The sequence below is a fragment of the Nioella sediminis genome, assembly GCF_001879695.1.
In the GTDB taxonomy this organism is placed as follows: Bacteria; Pseudomonadota; Alphaproteobacteria; order Rhodobacterales; family Rhodobacteraceae; genus Nioella; species Nioella sediminis.
In genome coordinates this window covers 20665-37733 of record NZ_MNBL01000077.1, presented here as the reverse complement: position 1 = coordinate 37733, position 17069 = coordinate 20665, and the positions used below count along the sequence as shown (strand labels likewise).

The following is a 17069-nucleotide window of genomic DNA, read 5'->3' as shown; positions in this document are numbered from 1 at the left end:
CCCGCCGATGTGGCGGCTGTGACGGATGCGGGCTGGTCCGAAGAGGCGCTTTATCATGCGGTGCAGGTCTGCGCGCTGTTCAACCTGTTCAACCGGCTGGTGGAAGGTGCCGGGGTGGATTTCGCCTACGGAGAGGCCGACGCCCTGACACCGGCCGACCGCAGCGCCGACTACAAGGGCTTTGCCGAACGGCTCGGGATGCTGGACTAGGGTTATCCCGACTTGCAAATGTTCGGGGCCGCGTCACACTGAGCGCATGTTCCAGTCACGAGGCCCGGCGTCATGAAAGCCCGCAAGATCGTTATCTGCTTTGACGGGACCGGCAATGAAGTCGGTGACTATCAGACAAACATCATAAAGCTTTACAACGCCTTACGTGATGATGACGATCAGATCACCCATTATGTGCCGGGCGTGGGCACCTTTGACGAACCGCGCCTGTTCGACTGGAAATGGCGGCAGAAGGCGCGGTCCGTGGCGGGGCTCGCCTTCGGTCTGGGGCTGGAGGATGACGTGCTCGACGCCTATCGCTTCCTCTGCCGGACCTACAAAAGCACCGCGCAGAAGAACAGGGACTGGAGCTATGAGCAGGGCCTGAAGAAGCAGCTTGGGGTGCCCGGCAAGGCAACCCGCCCCGAGGCGCAGAAGGACCATATCTACATCTTCGGCTTTTCCCGTGGCGCATATGCCGCGCGGATTCTGGCGGGGTTCATCCATAATTTCGGCCTGATCGAGCCCGACAAGCTACATCTGGTGACCGGCGCCTTCCGCGCCTATCGTGCCGTAACCGACCATGAGCGCGACCAGCCCCATTCCGTCACCTTCCGCCAGTTGCGCCGTTACGAGGATACGCTGAAACCGGATCAAAGCGTGCCCATTCGGGCGCTCTGCCTCTTCGACACGGTCAGTTCCATGGTGAGTTTCGAAAGGCCCCTGCACTCGCTGGTGACGAATTACAGCCCGATGGAGCTGCGGGTGCACGCAAATGTGCTGTCCAATCCCTCCGTCCGCATCGTGCTGCATGCGCTGGCGGTGGATGAACGCCGCTCGATGTTCCGCCCGCTGCTGTGGGACCAGCGGGAGCCCTATTTCGGCAACCGCTTCCGCCATGAGAGCCAGAAGCGCCAGCAATATGTGCGCCAGCGGTGGTTCCCCGGCTATCACTCCGACATCGGCGGCAGCCCAAGGGAACGGGAATCCGGCATCGGCAAGCTGACGCTTTTGTGGATGCTGGATGAGCTGGAACGCCAAGAGATCGCCGCCGACCGCGAAGACCGCACCAAGGCGCCGCCCGATCCCGACCGCAGCCTGCCCCTGCCCCCGCCGGGGCTGAAGCTGAACCCCAAGCGGCGCAAGGTCCATTTCGAAGGCGCCAGCCGCAAGGCCCGGTCGCTCGACGGCACCCCCTATGCGCGCCCCGATGCCATGGCCGAGATCCATGACAGCATGTCCGTCTGGTGGTCTCCGCTTGAAATCCTGCCCAAATCCATCAAGCGCCGCCGCTGGCCCGGGCGTCTGCCGGTGTTCTGGAAATGGTACCTGCCACTGGAAGAGCCGCGCTTCATCCCCGAGGATCACGAGATCGACGGCAGCGTCACAGACCGCATGGCCCGCTGGCCCTTCTACCGCCCGCAAAATCTGCGGGCGAAATGGCCCGACGGGCCTTGACTGTCCCGCGGGCCGGGATTACCTCCAGCGACCAGAGCGCGGGTATGGTGAAATGGTATCATGCGAGCTTCCCAAGCTTAAGGTGCGGGTTCGATTCCCGCTACCCGCTCCAAAAAAAGCGCCCCAAAGACGGGGCGCTTTTTTGTTGGGATCAGCTTAGACCGTGCGCCTTTGCGTAGGCCACCAGACCGAGCGTCGAGCCATCCTTGCCTGCCCCGTCAGACTCGCCCGTCAGCACCGGGTCCAGCGCCTTGGCGAGTTCCTTGCCCAGTTCCACGCCCCATTGGTCATAGCTGTTGATGCCGAGGATCACGCCCTCGACGAACACGCGATGCTCATAAAGCGCGATGATCTGGCCCAGAACGAAGGGTGTCAGTTTCGGATAGATCAGCGTCGTCGAGGGCCGGTTGCCGGGGAAAACCCGGTGGCGGGCCTGGCGGTCCAATTCGGCCCCGGTCAGGCCCTTGGCGGCCATGATCGCGGTCGCTTCCTCCAGTGACCTGCCCCGCATCAGCGCCTCGGATTGCGCGAGGCAATTGGCGACCAGCAGGCGGTGGTGATGGGTGAGCTCCGGCTCATGCCCTTCTGCTGCAACGATGAATTCGCACGGGACAACGCGGGTGCCCTGATGGATCAGCTGGTAAAAGGCGTGCTGGCCGTTGGTGCCGGGCTCCCCCCAGACCACGGGGCCGGAGTTCATTTCCAGATCCGCGCCATCCATCGACACGCGCTTGCCATTCGATTCCATCTCCAGCTGTTGCAGGTAGGCAGGCAGCCGCAGCAGGCGCTGATCATAGGGCAGCACGGCGCGGGTGGCGTGGCCCTGCACCTGGTTGTGCCAAATGCCCACAAGCGCCAGCAGCACCGGCAGGTTGTCGGCCAGATCGGCTTGCCGGAAATGGCTGTCCATGGCGTGACCGCCGGACAGGAACTGCCCGAAATCCTCCGGCCCCACGGCCAGCATCATGCCAAGGCCGATGGGCCCCCACATGGAATAACGCCCGCCAACCCAGTCCTCGAACCCGAAAACACGGTCAGGTGCGATGCCGAAATCGGCGGTCAGGTCGGCAGCGGTGGAGAGCGCCACGAATTGATCTGCCGGGGTGTCCACCGCCCCCGCCATCCAGTCCCGCGCGGTTTCAGCGTTGGTCATGGTCTCGATGGTGGTGAAGGTCTTGGACGCGACGATGACCAGCGTCCGCGTGGGATCGAGCGCCTTCAGCGTGTCATGGATATGCGCGCCATCGACGTTCGAGACGTAGTGGATACGCGGCCCGTCATGGTAAGGGGCGAGCGCCAGCGTGCCCATCACGGGGCCGAGGTCCGAGCCGCCGATGCCAATATTGACCACGTCGGTGTAGGCGCCGCCCTGCCCGGCGATCTGCCCGGACCGCACGGCACGGGCAAACGTCTCCATCCGCGCGCGGGTGTCCAGCACGCCGGGAATGACGTTCTGCCCATCCACCTCGACCACGCCGCCGGGCGCGCGCAGCGCGGTGTGCAGCACGGCACGGCCCTCGGTCTCGTTGATCTTCTCGCCGGTGAACATCGCCTCGCGCCGGTCCTCGACCTTTGCCTGCCGCGCCAGTTCGATCAGCAGCGACAGGGCGCCTGTATCCAGACTGGTCTTGGAGAAATCGAACAGCATCCCGTCAGCCGCGCGGCTGTAGCTCTCGAACCGATCGGGATCGGCGGAGAAGAGGTCTGCAATGGTCCGCCCCGACTTGGCCGCGTGATGCGCTTTCAGATCGTCCCAGATGGTCATGGGCGATTTCCTTCCTGACAGTATATCAATAAGTTACAAAGCGTTCTTAAGGTGCCCAATGCACGGTCGCACCACTCAGAACGGCGCGCACCGGGGCCTCTTCCACCGGCAAGGCTTGCGCCTTTTCCAGCGCGGCGCGCTTTTCGTCACCGCTGATCACGATATGGGTCGAAACCGCCGCCTTCAGCACCCGGGCAGAGAGCGTCACCCGCGCCTCCGGCGCGCCGCCGCCGCGCATGGGCACCAGCACCGGCGCATGATCATCGAGCGCATCGGCCAGCCGGTCAGCACCGGGAAAGAGCGAGGCCGTGTGCATATCCGCCCCCATGCCGAGCAGCAGCAGGGTGATGGGCAGATGCGGCTCCAGCCCCTTCGCCAATTCATCCACGTAATCCTCTGGCGTATGGGCCGCGGCATAGAGCGGCACGAAATTCGCCCGCCGCGCTTTCGAGATCAGAAGCCGCTCCATAATCAGCTTGGTGTTTGAACGCGGGTTGTCCGCGGGCACCCAGCGTTCATCAGACAGGAACACGGTCACCCGGTCCCAATCCAGCGCCTGTTCACTGAGAACGTCGAAAACCGGCCCCGGCGTGCTGCCGCCAGGAACGCAGAAGCTGACCCGGTCATCGCGGCGAAGATGGTCGGCCAGTTCGCTGGCCAGCGTATCGGCGAGGTCCAGCATCATCATGTCGCTGTCGGGGTACTCAACCAGGTTCATGCGGAAATCTCCCTCCATCTCCGGCCATCGCGGTAGAGCAGGATAAGCGCATCCTCCGGCCCTGCCGATCCGGCGTCATAAGGCAAGGGTACATCTTCGCGGCCCGTCCATCCAGCAATGATCGGGTCGGTCCAGGCCCAGGCGGCCTCGACCTCGTCGCCGCGCATGAACAGCGTCTGGTTGCCCCGGATCACATCCATGATCAGCCGTTCATATGCATCGGGCACATCGGCGGCTTCCGGCCCAAGCGCCTCGGCAAAGGTCATGTCCATGGGCACCTCGACCAGACGCATCCCGCCCGGCCCCGGTTCCTTGATGGTCATGCGCAGGTCGATTCCCTCGTCCGGTTGCAGCCGGATGGTCAGGATGTTGCTGCGCGGATCGGCGGCTTCGGTAAAGATGTTGTGGGGCGGTTCCTTGAAATGCACCACGATCTCGGACATGCGCGCGGTCATGCGCTTGCCGGTGCGCAGATAGAAGGGCGTGCCGTTCCAGCGCCAGTTGGAGATATGGACCTTCATGGCGACGAAGCTTTCGGTCAGGCTGTCGCTGTTTTCCGCGTCGTCGCGATAGCTGGCCCCGTCCTTGCCCGCCTTGTACTGACCGCGTACGATGTCCGATTGATCCACCGGATCGAGGGCGCGGATCACCTTCAGCTTTTCGTCGCGCACCGCATTGGGCTCGAAATGCGCGGGCGGTTCCATGGCGGTCAGACACAGAAGCTGCATCAGGTGGTTCTGCACCATGTCGCGCATCGCGCCCGACTTGTCATAGTAGGACCCGCGCCCGCCGACACCCACGGTTTCGGCCACGGTGATCTGAACATGATCGACATATTGCGCGTTCCACAGCGGCTCGAACAGCATATTGGCGAAGCGCACCGCCATCAGGTTCTGCACGGTCTCCTTGCCCAGGTAATGGTCGATCCGGTAAATCTGCGCCTCGTCGAAATGGGCGGCGAGAGTGGCATTGAGCGCCTTCGCCGTGTCCAGATCACGGCCAAAGGGCTTTTCCACCACGATCCGCGCGTCATCGCGCGCAATCCCGTTTTCCTTCAGCCGCTCGGCAATGGGGCCGAAAAGGCTGGGGGCGACCGAGAAATAAAAGGCCTGCACCACGCCCTCGCGCATCTGGGCCTTGAGGTCCGACCAACCGCCGGTGCCTATGGCGTCAATCGGCACATAGGTTAGGCAATCAAGGAAGGCGTCTATGGTTTCGGGCACCCGCTTGCGCTCGGATACGAATTCCTCGATCGCCTCCCGCACGAAGGCCCGCCAGGCGTCGCTATCCTGATCGGTGCGGGCGGCGCCGATAATCCGCGCGCCTGCCGGCATCTGTTCGGCCCAGAAGCGGCGGTAGAGCCCTGGCAGAATCTTGCGCCGGGCCAGATCGCCGGTACCGCCGAAGATCACCAGATCGAATTCCTCCACCGGAATGACGCGCGCAACCATGGAAACCATCCTTCAGGCTTGGGGCGGCAGCCGGGCCGCCCCGGGAAATGTTAGCGCTATCAGGCGCTGTCATGCAGGCTCTACACCGATAATTCTTTCACGTCCAGCCTTTCACGGAAAGATCACAATGGTGTTGATATACGCCCGAGTGGTTTTCTTTTTCCCCCGAACGCCTTAGCCCTTGAACCAAGACAAGGGCCGAGATCATGAAAGACACGTTACATCCGCAAAAATTCCAGAACCCGGCCACGACAGCCAATGGCGAAACGCGCGCGACGGTTGCGCTCAGCAATCCGCAAACGCTGTGGTTCAACACCGGAACGCTGTGCAATATCACCTGCGCGAATTGCTACATCCTGTCGAGCCCGACCAATGATGCGCTGGTCTATATCAGCCGGGCCGAGGTCGAGGCGTATCTCGGTCAATTGGAGGCCCGGAACTGGGGCGTGCGGGAAATCGGGTTCACGGGGGGCGAGCCCTTCATGAACCCCGAAATGATCGGCATGGCCGAGGCGGCCTTGATGCGCGGCTATGAGGTGCTGATCCTGACCAATGCCATGCTGCCGATGATGCGGCCCCGGATGCGCGAGGGGCTGGCGCGGCTGAATACGGCCTATCCCGGCAAGCTGACCTTGCGGGTGTCGCTCGACCACTGGTCGAAGGCGCTGCACGATGAGGAACGCGGCGCGGGCAGCTTTGACAAGACGCTGCAAGGCATGGACTGGCTGCGCGATCAGGGCATCGCCATGGCCGTCGCCGCCCGCACGGTCTGGGGCGAAAGCGAGGAAAGCGCACGGGCGCAGTTCGCCGCCCTGTTCGCGGAGCGCGCCTATGTGATTGACGCGAGCGATCCCGGCGCGCTGGTGCTGTTTCCCGAGATGGATGAAAGCGTCGATGTGCCCGAGATCACCACCGGATGCTGGGATATCCTCGGCAAATCGCCTGACAGCGTCATGTGTGCGTCGTCAAGGATGGTGGTGAAGCGCAAGGGCGCGGCGCGGCCCGTGGTGCTGGCCTGTACGCTTTTGGCCTATGACGAGGCGTTCGAAATGGGCGAGACGCTGGAGGAGGCCGAGCGGGAGGTGGCCCTGAACCACCCCCATTGCGCGAAGTTCTGCGTGTTGGGCGGGGCGAGCTGTTCTGCCTGAGGGATTTCGCCGCCTTACGGCGTCGACCCGCGGGGGGCGCTGCCCCCCGGACCCCCCGAGGTATTTTTGCCAAGATGAAAGCACAAGTGCAGAGCTGAGCCGATGCGCGGGGCTGTCTGTCAGACCATGACGCAGAGCAGCTCGAACATGATCGACGCACCCAGATAGGCGGTGTTACCCGCCTGGTCGAAGGGCGGGGAGACCTCGACCAGATCGGCGCCGACGATATTGACCCCTTGCAGTTCGCGCACCACCTGCAACGCCTGATAGCTGTTTGGGCCACCCACCTCTGGCGTACCGGTGCCCGGCGCGAAGGCGGGGTCGACGAAGTCGATATCGTAGCTGACATAGGTGTCGCCCGTGCCCGCGATCTCGCGCGCCTCGGCCATGACATCCTCCACGCCGCGCGCATGGAACTCGCCGATCGGGATGACGCGGATGCCGACGCTGTCGGCGAAATCGCGGTCTTCGCTATCGTAAGCGGTGCCGCGAATGCCGATCATGACCACGCGTTTGGGGTCGAGAAGCCCCTCCTCCACCGCGCGGCGGAAGGGGGTGCCGTGGGTATACATGCGCCCGTCGAAATAGCTGTGGAAGAGGTCCGTATGGCTGTCGAAATGGATCATGCCAAGGGGGCCATCCTTGGCCATGGCGCGCAGGATCGGCAAGGTGGACAGGTGATCGCCGCCTGCGGTCAGGGGTTTGATTCCATGGGATTTTACCTTGTCATAGAAGGCGGTGATGCGGGTCAGGCTGTCCATCAGATCGGCGGGGTTGGGGCCGACATCGCCCAGGTCGGCGCAGTTCCGCGCCTCAAACGGGCGGATGCCGGTGGCATCGTTCTGGGCGCGGATCATGGTGGACATGTCGCGCAGCTGCCGGGGGCCGTGGCGGGGGCCGGGGCGGTTGGTGGTGCCCGCGTCCCAGGGCACGCCGACAAGGCCGATCTCCACCTCGCCGATGCGGGCATGATCCAGCCCCACATGCGGCAGGCGCATGAAGCTGGGGATGCCGGCGAAACGCGGCAGCTCGAAGCCCGAGATGGGGGTGAAGAACGGATCGGCCATGGGTGACTCCCTGTCTTGATTTGGCGCGAGGCTAGCGGGGATTTGCCCACCAGTCACGCGGCTTTAGCCTCGGCCGAACACCTTGTCGTTTCTGCCAGCGACGGGCCAGCCGCACCCCCGCCTGCCCTGCCCCGCCAAGGGCCAGCCAGCGCCAGAGCCGGTCTTGCCAGCCACCCCGGCGATTGAAGGGACAGACCCGCATACAGATGGCGCAATCGGATTTCAGTTTCGCCCAATACCCGAAGCAGGCCTCGCAATTGGCGGACCATTTGCGCACGCCCCTTTGGGTGGATGGGCTACCTGCGGCCTTTTCTTCCCCGAAATCTGGGGCGCCGAAGGGCAGCGCCTTGGGCGGGCAGCTGTCTGCGCATTGGGTGCAGCCGTGGCAATAGTCTGCAAGCCCCAGTTTGCGCGGCGCATCCAAGGCCAGCGGCATATCGGTGAAGATCTTGGAAAACCGGACACGGGGGCCAAACTCCGGCGTCAGCACCATCTGGTTGCGCCCGTATTCGCCGAGCCCCGCCTTGATCGCATAGGGAATGACCAGCGCCGTGTCATTCATGCTGGCCACGGCCTGAAAGCCCAGATTGCGGATATAGGCGGCGAGCTGCATGACAATCGCGGCCTCGTGGCTGTATTCGAGCCCCGTCGCCGCGCCCGCCAGCGCGCTTGGGTAGGTTTCGACAAGGTCGAAATCCATCGCATGAGCCATGACGATGACATGGGTCAGGCCCTCGGGCAGGTCATTGGAAACCGGGGTCATGTCGCGCGTGTCGGGGCGGTCGGAATAATGCCAGCGCAGGTCGATATGGGTGATCCCCACCAGGTCGGCACCGAAGAGCCGCGCGATGCGTTTGATGTCCTTCGACTCCTCCTCCGCTGTGCCAAGCTCGACCTTTTCAGCAGCCACCGGCGTGTCATTGCGCAGCGGGGCCTGGAAGCCCTCGCGCTCGCCCTCGGCGGCATGACGATCAGAGACCATGTCAGAGACGCGCCAGGCGGCGTTGCGAAGGGCAAAATCGCGGGTCTGGAAGCCCTCGCCCTTTCGCGGGGCGGCCTCCATCCGGTAGGAGGCGAAGAAGCCGTCGCTATGCTTGTTGCGCACGCTGTCGTCCCAGAAGGCACGGGTGAACATGTCGTTCATCTGGGAAAACCGGGTATAGTCCGGCGTCACCTCAAAGCCCGCCGCGCGGTCGCTTTCCAGCAGATGCGGGGGCGTTTCGTCTCGATTCCTGGGCCAGTTCATGGGCGCAGCTTACGCGTCCAGCTCCGCATCCCAATAGAGAAAATCGAGCCAGCTGTCGTGCAAATGACCGGGCGGGAACTTGCGGCCCATATTGCGCAGCTCCTCCGCGCCCGGCTGGCGGGGCGGTTTGCGCAAGGAAAGACCCGATCGGCGCAGGCTTTTGGACCCCTTGCGCAGGTTGCAGGGCGAACAGGCCGCGACCACGTTTTCCCAGGACGTGATGCCGCCCTTCGCGCGCGGCACCACATGGTCGAAGGTCAGATCGCCCTTGCTGCCACAATACTGGCAGGAGAACTCGTCGCGCAGGAAGAGGTTGAACCGGGTGAAGGCCACGCGCTTTTGTGGTTTCACATAGTCGCGCAGGACGACGACCGAGGGGATGCGGATCCTGGTCGTGGGGGAATGCACGAAGGCATCGTATTCGGCCACGATATCGACCCGATCGAGACAGACCGCCTTGATCGCGTCCTGCCAAGGCCAGAGAGAGAGGGGGTAGTAGGAGAGCGGGCGGTAATCCGCATTCAGAACCAATGCCGGATGCTGGCTGAGCCTTCCAGGCTCTCTTACGAATTCCGTTCTGAAACTGCCGTCGCCATCCATGAGTGACTCCGCCCTCGCCCTGTCTGCCCGTTTTCGGCATCAGAACGGGAGCACCCGCTCCAGCCATGTAACCACTATATCTGCCAAAATCCGGCTGGCAAGCGCCACATTTTGGGTTGCGCGCTTTTGTGATAGGTCAGGCAGATGACGGGGATATGACAGTTATCCACAGGTTTTGTGGTTTCGCCGCCTGCGGCGTCGACCGGGGAGCGGCCCTTCTCAACCCCCGGCTGACGCCGGAGGCCTCAAAGTGCCGCGTTGCCACGGGATTGTGGAAGAGGGCAGTCTGCCGAAGCCACCCCCCGGATCTGTGGAAGGGTCGGATGCCTCCGGCGGGAGTATTTGAGCAAAGAAGAAGGATTATTCGTCTTCTGCGTCGTCGGGTTCGTCCTCGATCTCCAACACCTGACGGATGAAGGCCAGGGCTACCGACAGCCCGTCGGGCGCGATGCCATGGGCGGTGCCACGCATGATATGGGCGTAGACGTCGATGCCCGCCGCCTGAAGCGCCTCGGCGGCCTGGGGCAGGCTTTGCGGTGGCACCACATCATCCTGATCGCCATGGATGAGCAGGACCGGCGGGCGGGAGACGATTTCATCGGCGAGAAGTTCCGGCTCCAGCAGACGGCCCGAGAAGCCCACCACGCCCGCGAAGGGCGGCTCTCGGCGGGGGGCGACATGCAGGCTGATCATCGTGCCTTGCGAGAAGCCCACCAGAACGGTGCGCTCTGCCGGGATGCCCTCGGCCTCCATGATCTGATCGAGGAAGACGTTGAGGTCATCAACCGCACGGGCCATGCCCTCGGCAGCAGCTTCTTCAGAGGAGCCGTCGATCCACGGGATCGGGAACCACTGGAAGCCCATCGGGTTCATGGCGGAGCGTTCTGGCGCATCGGGGGCCGCGAACACGGTGTTGGGCAGATGCGGGGCCAGCGGATCGGCAAGGCCGAGGAGGTCGTTTCCGTCTGCCCCATAGCCATGCAGGAAGATCACCAGGCTGTCGGCCTGGCCGGAGGCCGCGGGGCGTTTGCCGAATTCGAGCGTGCGAGTCATCTGATCCCTTCCCTGTCCTTTGCCACGTGGTAGTAGGCCCAAAGCGCGCGGGCGGCAACCGCGCGCCAGGGGGACCAGGCCTCGGCCATCTGTCTGAGCGGTTTTTCCTTCGGCCGCTCCGGCAGGTCGAAGAGCAGGCGGGCGGCCTCCTGCAAGGCCAGATCGGCGGGCGCGAAGACATCGGCGCGCCCAAGCGAGAACATCGCGTAGACCTCTGCCGTCCAGCGCCCGATGCCGGGGACCTGGGTAAGGGCCGCGATCACCTCTTCATCCGGGGCCTGCCGGAGCGCGGGAAAGTCGATGCCCGCTTGGGCCAGCGCTTTCGCGTAACGGATCTTCTGACGGGAGAGGCCGACAGCGCGCAGGTCGTCGTCGCTGGCCGATACGATGCGGTCCGGCGCAGTCAGCTGCGCATCCTGCATCCGACCCCAGATCGCATTGGCCGAGGCGACCGAGACCTGCTGGCTGACGATGGCGGACAGCAATTCCGCGAACCCGTCCTTGCGGCGGCGCAGCGGCAGCGGGCCGGTCAGCTCCAGCACATGGGCAAAGCGCGGCTCGGCCCGTGCCAGCCATGCGGCGCCTTCGGCCACGCAATCGGGGGTTTCGATGATCCGTCCAACCATGGGCGCAGCCTTTCAGGTCGGAAATGCTTTGCCAAGTCGCCAAAGCCGCGCCACCCTGCCCGCAAGCAACAGCGGAGACGACAGATGGCCGAAGAACACGACGCCAGCATGATGAACAACCTCTATTGGTGGGGCATTCCCACCTTCTTCCGCGCGCCGAACGACGGCCCGGAGGGGGCGGATATCGCTCTTGTCGGCGTGCCCCATTCCACCGGCAATGGCACCACGGAACGCGACCAGCACCTGGGCCCGCGTGCGGTGCGCAACATGTCGGCGGTGCAGCGGCGCGTGCATGGAGGCTTTGGCATTGACCCCTGGACACGCAAGGTCGTGGATGTGGGCGACGTGCCCTTCCCCCGTGCCAATGACAATGAACACTGCATCCAGCAAATCACTGATTTCTATACGAAAATCGACGCAAGCGGCGCGCGGCCCGTATCCATTGGCGGCGATCACTCGATCACTGGCGGGATCGTGCAGGCGCTTGGAAACGGCAAGATCGCGCGGGGCGAACCGATCAGCTTCCTGCATCTCGATGCCCATACGGACGTGTTCACCAAGGTCGATCACTTCCTGGGCGCGGAAAAATCGGCGGCCCACTGGGGGGCCTATCTGGCCGATCAGGGCAAGGTCGATCCGACCCGGTCGATGCAGATCGGGTTGCGCGGCCACCCCCGCACGCTCGACTGGCTGCAACCCTCTTACGACTATGGCTATAACGTGGTGACGATGGCGGATTACCGACGCAGGGGCGCGGCGGATGTGATCGCCGAAGCGAAAGAGGTGCTGGCGGGGCGGCCCGTCTACATCACCTTCGATCTCGACTGCCTCGACCCGAGCGTTGCGCCTGCTGTGTCCAATATCGAGCCCGGCGTAAAGGGCTTCGACATCGACGAGGCAATTGCGCTGATCCATGCCGCGCGGGGGCTGAATATCGTTGGCGGCGACGTCGTCTGCATGATGCCCACCAAGGACAGTCCCAACAATATCACGGCGATGGTCGGGGGGGCGATCATGTTCGAGATGATCTCGATGATCGCGGAAAACGTGCCGGTCTGACCTGCGTGCTTTTTCAGATGAGTTAACAGGGCAAGTATTTTGCCCTGCCCCTCTTCCCTTTGGCGGAAAACGGGTCTAGCGATTTCGCCATGGTTGACACAGTTCACTCCCCCTCCGACGACCGGCGCGCCTGGCGCAATGTGATCGTCCTTGTGGCCGCGCAGGCGCTTTTGGGCAGCCAGATGCCGATGATGTTCGTCGTGGGCGGGCTGGCCGGGCAGATGCTGGCCCCGAACCCGTGCCTTGCGACGCTGCCCATTTCGCTGATCGTTTTCGGGTCGATGACCACCGCGCCATGGATGTCGAACACCATGCAGCGTTTCGGCCGCAAGCTGGGGTTTTCCATCGGTACGCTTGGCGGCGCGCTTGGGGCGATGGTGTCGGCCTATGGGCTTTATGTGGACAGTTTCCTCATTTTCCTGATCGGGTCCTACCTGGCGGGTATCTATATGTCGGCGCAGGGGTTTTACCGCTTTGCAGCCTCTGATACCGCGTCGGAAGCTTTCCGCCCCAAGGCGATTTCCTATGTCATGGCGGGCGGGCTTGCCTCGGCCATCATCGGCCCGCAGCTGGTGAAGCTGACCAATGACGCGACGGTGATTCCCTTTCTGGGCATCTACCTGACCATCGTCGCGCTGAACCTGGTCGGCATGCTGCTGTTTGTCTTCCTCGACATCCCGAAACCGCCAATGCGGGCCGAGGGCGACCCTGCGGGTCGCAGCCGCGGTGAATTGCTGCGGGATCCCAAGATCGTCGTGGCGATCATCTGCGCGATGGTGTCCTACGCGCTGATGAACCTGGTGATGACCTCCACGCCGCTGGCCGTCGTGGGCTGCGGGTACGAGCAGGACACCGCCGCCGATATCGTCTCGGCGCATGTGCTGGCGATGTTCGTGCCCTCTTTCTTTACCGGCCACCTGATCGCGCGCTTCGGCACCACAAATATCGTGGCGCTTGGTCTCTTCATCCTGGCCGGTGCGGGGGGCGTGGCGCTGATGGGGGTCGAGCTGGAGAACTTCTATATCGCGCTCATTCTTCTGGGGCTTGGCTGGAACTTCGGCTTCATCGGCGCGACGGCGATGCTGCAAAACGCCCATGCACCAGAGGAACGGGGCCGGGTTCAGGGGATGAATGACGCCATCGTCTTTGGCTGCGTCACCATCGCGTCGCTGGCCTCTGGCGGGCTGATGAATTGCTCGGGCGGGTCTGTCACGGCGGGCTGGACCTCGGTGAACCTCGCCATGATCCCCTTCCTGGCGCTTGCGGGCGGCGCGCTGATCTGGCTGTCGCTGCGCCCGAAAGACGCCTGATCCGGCAAAGGGGCCACCCGATCCGGGAAGACCGGGCGGCAAGGTGGCGGAGGAAGTCAGGGAGAGGTTTCGGAAACGGCCCCCGCGCCTATCGTTTCCAAAATAGCATCAATCGAGCGAGGCGGGAACGAACCCGTAAACCTCGTTGTAGTGCTTCAGCAGCCGTTGCAACCCGATCTTCAACACGATCTTGCCAGACCGCGCTGACCATCCCAGCCGCTTTTCCGCCGATTCCAGCCCTTCGAGGAAACAGCAGACCCGCATCACGACATCCGCCAGCCCCGGCCCCATGTCATCAACGGCCCGTGTCACCCGGTCACGCGCCGCGCGAGGTCCTTCGCCAATGCCGCCGTCAGAGAAGCCCGAACCGCGATCGCCGCCGGTCAGGAACCGGTCCCAGTTCTGGGCCACGCGCGGCCCCATCTGGGCACGTTCGAAATCCTCGCGCAGTTTTTCACCCGCCTGCACCAGATCCATGGTCAGGAAGGGTTTGCCATCCGCCCCCTTGCGCCGTGCCAGCATGGCCAGCGGCGATTCTGCCAGGTTAATCCGCATCTTGCGGATCGACCCGTCATCTTGTTCGACCGGCTTTTCGCCCCAGAGTTGATGCTGCGCAAGGAAGGGCGTGGCAGCCTCGGCCATTTCCATCGGGGCGCGGCGGCGCTTGCGGTCTTCCTCGATCAGCCGTTTCAGCGCCGACTTGCCCGCCTCGGTGATCGTATAGATGCTGACCCGCCCCTGTTTGGCGGTCTGGATCCAATCCTTAAGCGCGAAAGCATGGGCAACCTTGCGGTCCAGAACGGCGGTGCGGGTCTGGCTGCCATCGCTGCCTTTGCGCAGGACAATCGCCTTGTCCATGTCCTGCGCCAGCACCAGGGTGGCCTCTTTTTCACACAGCCTGCGCAGGATGCGGCGGGCTTCCCGGTTGACGGTGGTGTCGTCGGAAACCAGGGGTGGCCTCAGGGGTGCTGTCATTGGGAGATGCTCCTCAAACTGGTTAATTGTTTCTGAACTGGAAACACAACAGGCGGTGAGCGCGGTCAGCGCTTCATCGACCAGCGGGTCTTCGCGCCGTGCCTCGACCGCGCGCACACGGCGGCCAATCGTGGACGGGTGGCATCCTTTCCGGCGCGCGATGTCCCGCAAGGTTGCGCCGCGCCCCACGTGATCAAGGTAGTTGCGCGCGTTTTCGGGCAGCCAGCCGGGGTAGACGGCCTGTCCTGAACTGTTTGTCACATCACCTGTCATCGTGGGCCTCCGGGCACCAATGCTGTGGATAAGCCCCGCAAGCCTTTGGGAGTATTGATTACCGTTTGGTTAAAATCACCGCAATTTGACCCTAATTGTTTCCAAATCGTAAACAAATGCAGAACACCGCGCGGGGGTCACGGAGACAACGCAACACCCTGCCCGCTCGGGGCACACTGAGGGCGACTCACCCGACCAAGTCAGGAGCCCAGACATGACCGACATGCCCCAAGACCTTTCCACCCTGACCCGCCCGCGCCTTCTGGTTCAGGCGGCCAGCATCGGCGCAAGATCGCTGTTGCGCAGCGGTCGCGCACTGCCCCGCGCCGGTCTGGCGCGGCTTCTGTCGGAGGAGTCGGAGATGAACCGCAAACGCAAGGACGGCGAGGCTGATTACTCACCCCGCCGCCATGTGGATCTGCTGATCGCCGTGATGCTGGTGGCCCAGACCGCGCAGGCGATCTAGGCCGACAGGCTCAGTAGGATGCGTCCGGCATCTCTTCCTTGCGCTTGGCCACGAAGGCGCGCAATGCCTCGTCGATGGCCGGGTCCAGCGCCGGTTGCTGATAGTCTGCCAGCAGCTTGCGCACCCGCGCATTGGCCAGCGCCATCGTGTCCCGGCTGCCTTCATCGGCCCAGGTTTCGAACGGCTTGTAGTCCAGCAGGTCCGAGCGCCAGAAACTGGTCTTGAAATTGGCCTGGGTATGGGCGCAACCGAGGAAATGACCGCCCGGTCCCACCTCGCGGATCGCATCCATCGCCTGGGCGTTTTCGTCGACGCTGACGCCGCGGGCAAAATGATGCAGCGCGCCAAGCTGGTCGGCATCCATCACGAATTTCTCGAAGCTGGACACAAGGCCCCCTTCCAGCCAGCCACAGGAATGCAGCATGAAATTCACACCCGCGAGAAGCCCCATGTTCAGCGAATTCGCGGTTTCGTAGCCGGCCTGCGCATCGGGCAGTTTCGAGCCGTTGAACGACCCGGCAGAGCGGAAGGGCAGCCCCAGACGCCGCGCCAGCTGGCCCGCGCCCATGGTGATATGCGACGCCTCGGGCGTGCCGAAAGTGGGCGCGCCGGAATTCATGTCGATCGAGGTCACGAATGCCCCGAAAATCACCGGCGCACCGGGGCGGATCAACTGGCTATAGGCCACGCCTGCCAGCACCTCGGCCAGAACCTGCGTCAGCGTCCCGGCAATCGACACCGGGGCCATGGCCCCACCGACGATGAAGGGCGAGATAATCGCGGCCTGATTGTGGGCGGCGTAATGTTCCAGTGCGCCCATCATGATGGAATCGAAGGTCAGCGGCGAGTTGATGTTGATGAGCGAGGTCATCACCGTGTTGTCCTGAACGAACTGATCGCCGAACAGGATCTTCGACATCTCGATGGAATCGACGGCGCGCGAGGGTTCCGTGACCGACCCCATATAGGGTTTGTCCGACAGCGTCATATGGGCATAGAGCATATCCAGATGGCGCTTGTTCACCGGAATATCGGTCGGTTCGCAGACGGTGCCCCCGGAATGGTGCAGCCACTTGGACATGTAGCCCAGTTTCACGAAGTCCTGGAAATCCTGCATCGTGGCATAGCGCCGACCACCGTTCATGTCCTGCACGAAGGGCGGGCCATAGACCGGGGCAAGCACCAGATTGCGGCCGCCGATCTCGACATTGCGCTCGGGGTTGCGGGCGTGCTGCGTGAACTGGGAGGGCGCGGTAGAGCACAGCTTGCGGGCCAGCCCCTTGGGCAGGCGCACCCGTTCGCCATCCACATCGGCCCCGGCCTCGCGCCAGCGGTCCAGCGCGGCGGGGTTCTCGACGAAATTGACGCCGATCTCTTCCAGCACCGTTTCGGCATTGGCCTCGATGATCTCCAGCGCCTCTTCGGTCAGCACCTCGAAATTCGGGATGTTGCGCTCGATATATTTGGCGGTCTCGATGCTGACGGCGCTGCGTTCGGCGCGGCGGGCGGCCCCGCCACCACCACGTCCCCGGCGTCGGGCGGTTGCTGCATCACTCATCGCGTCATGTCCTCTCAAAGGGGGAAGTTTCCGATGTGATACAAAGCGGCGCTGCCCAACCGCGTGTGATTTGCGGCGATTGCGGG

Annotated in this window: 15 protein-coding genes, 1 tRNA gene and 1 pseudogene; 7 read left to right on the top strand and 10 right to left on the bottom strand. The window is 63.6% G+C overall.

Features of this window, described 5'->3' with window-relative positions; genetic code table 11:
• The 3 genes and pseudogenes from BKY26_RS20500 to BKY26_RS10840 form a co-directional block, all read left to right on the top strand.
• Positions 1 to 210: pseudogene (locus tag BKY26_RS20500) on the top strand (hypothetical protein); the annotation flags it as partial.
• 72 nt (positions 211 to 282) lie between these two features.
• Positions 283 to 1668 (top strand): T6SS phospholipase effector Tle1-like catalytic domain-containing protein, encoded by a 1386-nt coding sequence (locus BKY26_RS10845; RefSeq protein ID WP_071690410.1) that lies wholly within the window; start codon positions 283 to 285, stop codon positions 1666 to 1668.
• Between the two features lie 38 nt (positions 1669 to 1706).
• A tRNA-Gly gene (locus BKY26_RS10840) sits at positions 1707 to 1780 on the top strand.
• Between the two features lie 39 nt (positions 1781 to 1819).
• Here BKY26_RS10840 and pgi read toward each other — a convergent pair.
• The 3 genes from pgi to zwf are packed head-to-tail and all read right to left on the bottom strand — an operon-like array spanning position 1820 to position 5602.
• Positions 1820 to 3433, bottom strand: a complete 1614-nt coding sequence (gene pgi / locus BKY26_RS10835; RefSeq protein ID WP_071690409.1) for a glucose-6-phosphate isomerase — start codon at positions 3431 to 3433, stop codon at positions 1820 to 1822.
• Positions 3434 to 3479: 46 nt separating this feature from the next.
• The gene (pgl, locus tag BKY26_RS10830) at positions 3480 to 4151 is read right to left on the bottom strand and encodes a 6-phosphogluconolactonase (RefSeq protein ID WP_071690414.1); all 672 of its coding nucleotides are present in this window, start codon (positions 4149 to 4151) and stop codon (positions 3480 to 3482) included.
• A complete protein-coding gene (zwf, locus tag BKY26_RS10825; RefSeq protein WP_071690408.1) occupies positions 4148 to 5602 on the bottom strand; it encodes a glucose-6-phosphate dehydrogenase in 1455 nt (484 codons plus the stop codon). The genes pgl and zwf overlap by 4 nt, the downstream gene beginning before the upstream one ends.
• 206 nt (positions 5603 to 5808) lie before the next feature.
• Between zwf and BKY26_RS10820 the strand changes: the two genes are divergently transcribed.
• Positions 5809 to 6750: a radical SAM protein gene (locus tag BKY26_RS10820; protein ID WP_071690407.1), complete on the top strand. Its 942-nt coding sequence runs from the start codon at positions 5809 to 5811 to the stop codon at positions 6748 to 6750.
• Positions 6751 to 6869: 119 nt separating this feature from the next.
• On the opposite strand, the gene speB is transcribed toward BKY26_RS10820, so the two are convergent.
• The 5 genes from speB to BKY26_RS10795 form a co-directional block, all read right to left on the bottom strand.
• Positions 6870 to 7817, bottom strand: a complete 948-nt coding sequence (gene speB / locus BKY26_RS10815; protein ID WP_071690406.1) for an agmatinase — start codon at positions 7815 to 7817, stop codon at positions 6870 to 6872.
• Between the two features lie 31 nt (positions 7818 to 7848).
• Positions 7849 to 9063, bottom strand: a complete 1215-nt coding sequence (locus tag BKY26_RS10810; RefSeq protein ID WP_071690405.1) for a reductive dehalogenase domain-containing protein — start codon at positions 9061 to 9063, stop codon at positions 7849 to 7851.
• A 9-nt stretch (positions 9064 to 9072) separates the two neighbouring features.
• Positions 9073 to 9663, bottom strand: coding sequence for an HNH endonuclease (locus tag BKY26_RS10805; protein ID WP_071690404.1), 591 nt, complete (start codon positions 9661 to 9663; stop codon positions 9073 to 9075).
• A 360-nt stretch (positions 9664 to 10023) separates the two neighbouring features.
• The gene (locus BKY26_RS10800; protein WP_071690403.1) at positions 10024 to 10716 is read right to left on the bottom strand and encodes an alpha/beta hydrolase; all 693 of its coding nucleotides are present in this window, start codon (positions 10714 to 10716) and stop codon (positions 10024 to 10026) included.
• Positions 10713 to 11342, bottom strand: coding sequence for a DNA-3-methyladenine glycosylase family protein (locus BKY26_RS10795; protein ID WP_071690402.1), 630 nt, complete (start codon positions 11340 to 11342; stop codon positions 10713 to 10715). Before BKY26_RS10795 ends, BKY26_RS10800 begins: the two co-directional genes overlap by 4 nt.
• An 84-nt stretch (positions 11343 to 11426) precedes the next feature.
• Here BKY26_RS10795 and BKY26_RS10790 point away from each other — a divergent pair, with 84 nt between their 5' ends.
• Positions 11427 to 12401, top strand: a complete 975-nt coding sequence (locus BKY26_RS10790; RefSeq protein ID WP_071690401.1) for an arginase family protein — start codon at positions 11427 to 11429, stop codon at positions 12399 to 12401.
• Positions 12402 to 12490: 89 nt separating this feature from the next.
• Positions 12491 to 13711, top strand: a complete 1221-nt coding sequence (locus BKY26_RS10785; protein ID WP_071690400.1) for an MFS transporter — start codon at positions 12491 to 12493, stop codon at positions 13709 to 13711.
• Positions 13712 to 13819: 108 nt separating this feature from the next.
• Here BKY26_RS10785 and BKY26_RS10780 read toward each other — a convergent pair whose 3' ends face one another.
• Complete coding sequence (locus tag BKY26_RS10780; RefSeq protein ID WP_071690399.1) at positions 13820 to 14959, bottom strand: DUF6456 domain-containing protein; 1140 nt, start codon at positions 14957 to 14959, stop codon at positions 13820 to 13822.
• Between the two features lie 214 nt (positions 14960 to 15173).
• Between BKY26_RS10780 and BKY26_RS10775 the strand changes: the two genes are divergently transcribed.
• A complete protein-coding gene (locus tag BKY26_RS10775) occupies positions 15174 to 15425 on the top strand; it encodes a DUF6477 family protein (protein ID WP_071690398.1) in 252 nt (83 codons plus the stop codon).
• Positions 15426 to 15435: 10 nt separating this feature from the next.
• Here BKY26_RS10775 and BKY26_RS10770 read toward each other — a convergent pair whose 3' ends face one another.
• Complete coding sequence (locus BKY26_RS10770) at positions 15436 to 16983, bottom strand: trimethylamine methyltransferase family protein (protein WP_071690397.1); 1548 nt, start codon at positions 16981 to 16983, stop codon at positions 15436 to 15438.
• Between the last annotated feature and the right edge of the window lie 86 nt (positions 16984 to 17069).

What these genes read in the sequence shown, in the direction of transcription:
- pgi (WP_071690409.1), bottom strand. Translation starts at nt 3,433, where the DNA reads ATGACCATCTGGGACGATCTGAAAGCGCATCACGCGGCCAAGTCGGGG.
- BKY26_RS10800 (WP_071690403.1), bottom strand. Translation starts at nt 10,716, where the DNA reads ATGACTCGCACGCTCGAATTCGGCAAACGCCCCGCGGCCTCCGGCCAG.
- BKY26_RS10820 (WP_071690407.1), top strand. Translation starts at nt 5,809, where the DNA reads ATGAAAGACACGTTACATCCGCAAAAATTCCAGAACCCGGCCACGACA.
- BKY26_RS10775 (WP_071690398.1), top strand. Translation starts at nt 15,174, where the DNA reads ATGACCGACATGCCCCAAGACCTTTCCACCCTGACCCGCCCGCGCCTT.
- BKY26_RS10785 (WP_071690400.1), top strand. Translation starts at nt 12,491, where the DNA reads ATGGTTGACACAGTTCACTCCCCCTCCGACGACCGGCGCGCCTGGCGC.
- BKY26_RS10795 (WP_071690402.1), bottom strand. Translation starts at nt 11,342, where the DNA reads ATGGTTGGACGGATCATCGAAACCCCCGATTGCGTGGCCGAAGGCGCC.
- BKY26_RS10780 (WP_071690399.1), bottom strand. Translation starts at nt 14,959, where the DNA reads ATGACAGGTGATGTGACAAACAGTTCAGGACAGGCCGTCTACCCCGGC.
- pgl (WP_071690414.1), bottom strand. Translation starts at nt 4,151, where the DNA reads ATGAACCTGGTTGAGTACCCCGACAGCGACATGATGATGCTGGACCTC.
- BKY26_RS10790 (WP_071690401.1), top strand. Translation starts at nt 11,427, where the DNA reads ATGGCCGAAGAACACGACGCCAGCATGATGAACAACCTCTATTGGTGG.
- zwf (WP_071690408.1), bottom strand. Translation starts at nt 5,602, where the DNA reads ATGGTTGCGCGCGTCATTCCGGTGGAGGAATTCGATCTGGTGATCTTC.
- speB (WP_071690406.1), bottom strand. Translation starts at nt 7,817, where the DNA reads ATGGCCGATCCGTTCTTCACCCCCATCTCGGGCTTCGAGCTGCCGCGT.
- BKY26_RS10845 (WP_071690410.1), top strand. Translation starts at nt 283, where the DNA reads ATGAAAGCCCGCAAGATCGTTATCTGCTTTGACGGGACCGGCAATGAA.
- BKY26_RS10810 (WP_071690405.1), bottom strand. Translation starts at nt 9,063, where the DNA reads ATGAACTGGCCCAGGAATCGAGACGAAACGCCCCCGCATCTGCTGGAA.
- BKY26_RS10770 (WP_071690397.1), bottom strand. Translation starts at nt 16,983, where the DNA reads ATGAGTGATGCAGCAACCGCCCGACGCCGGGGACGTGGTGGTGGCGGG.
- BKY26_RS10805 (WP_071690404.1), bottom strand. Translation starts at nt 9,663, where the DNA reads ATGGATGGCGACGGCAGTTTCAGAACGGAATTCGTAAGAGAGCCTGGA.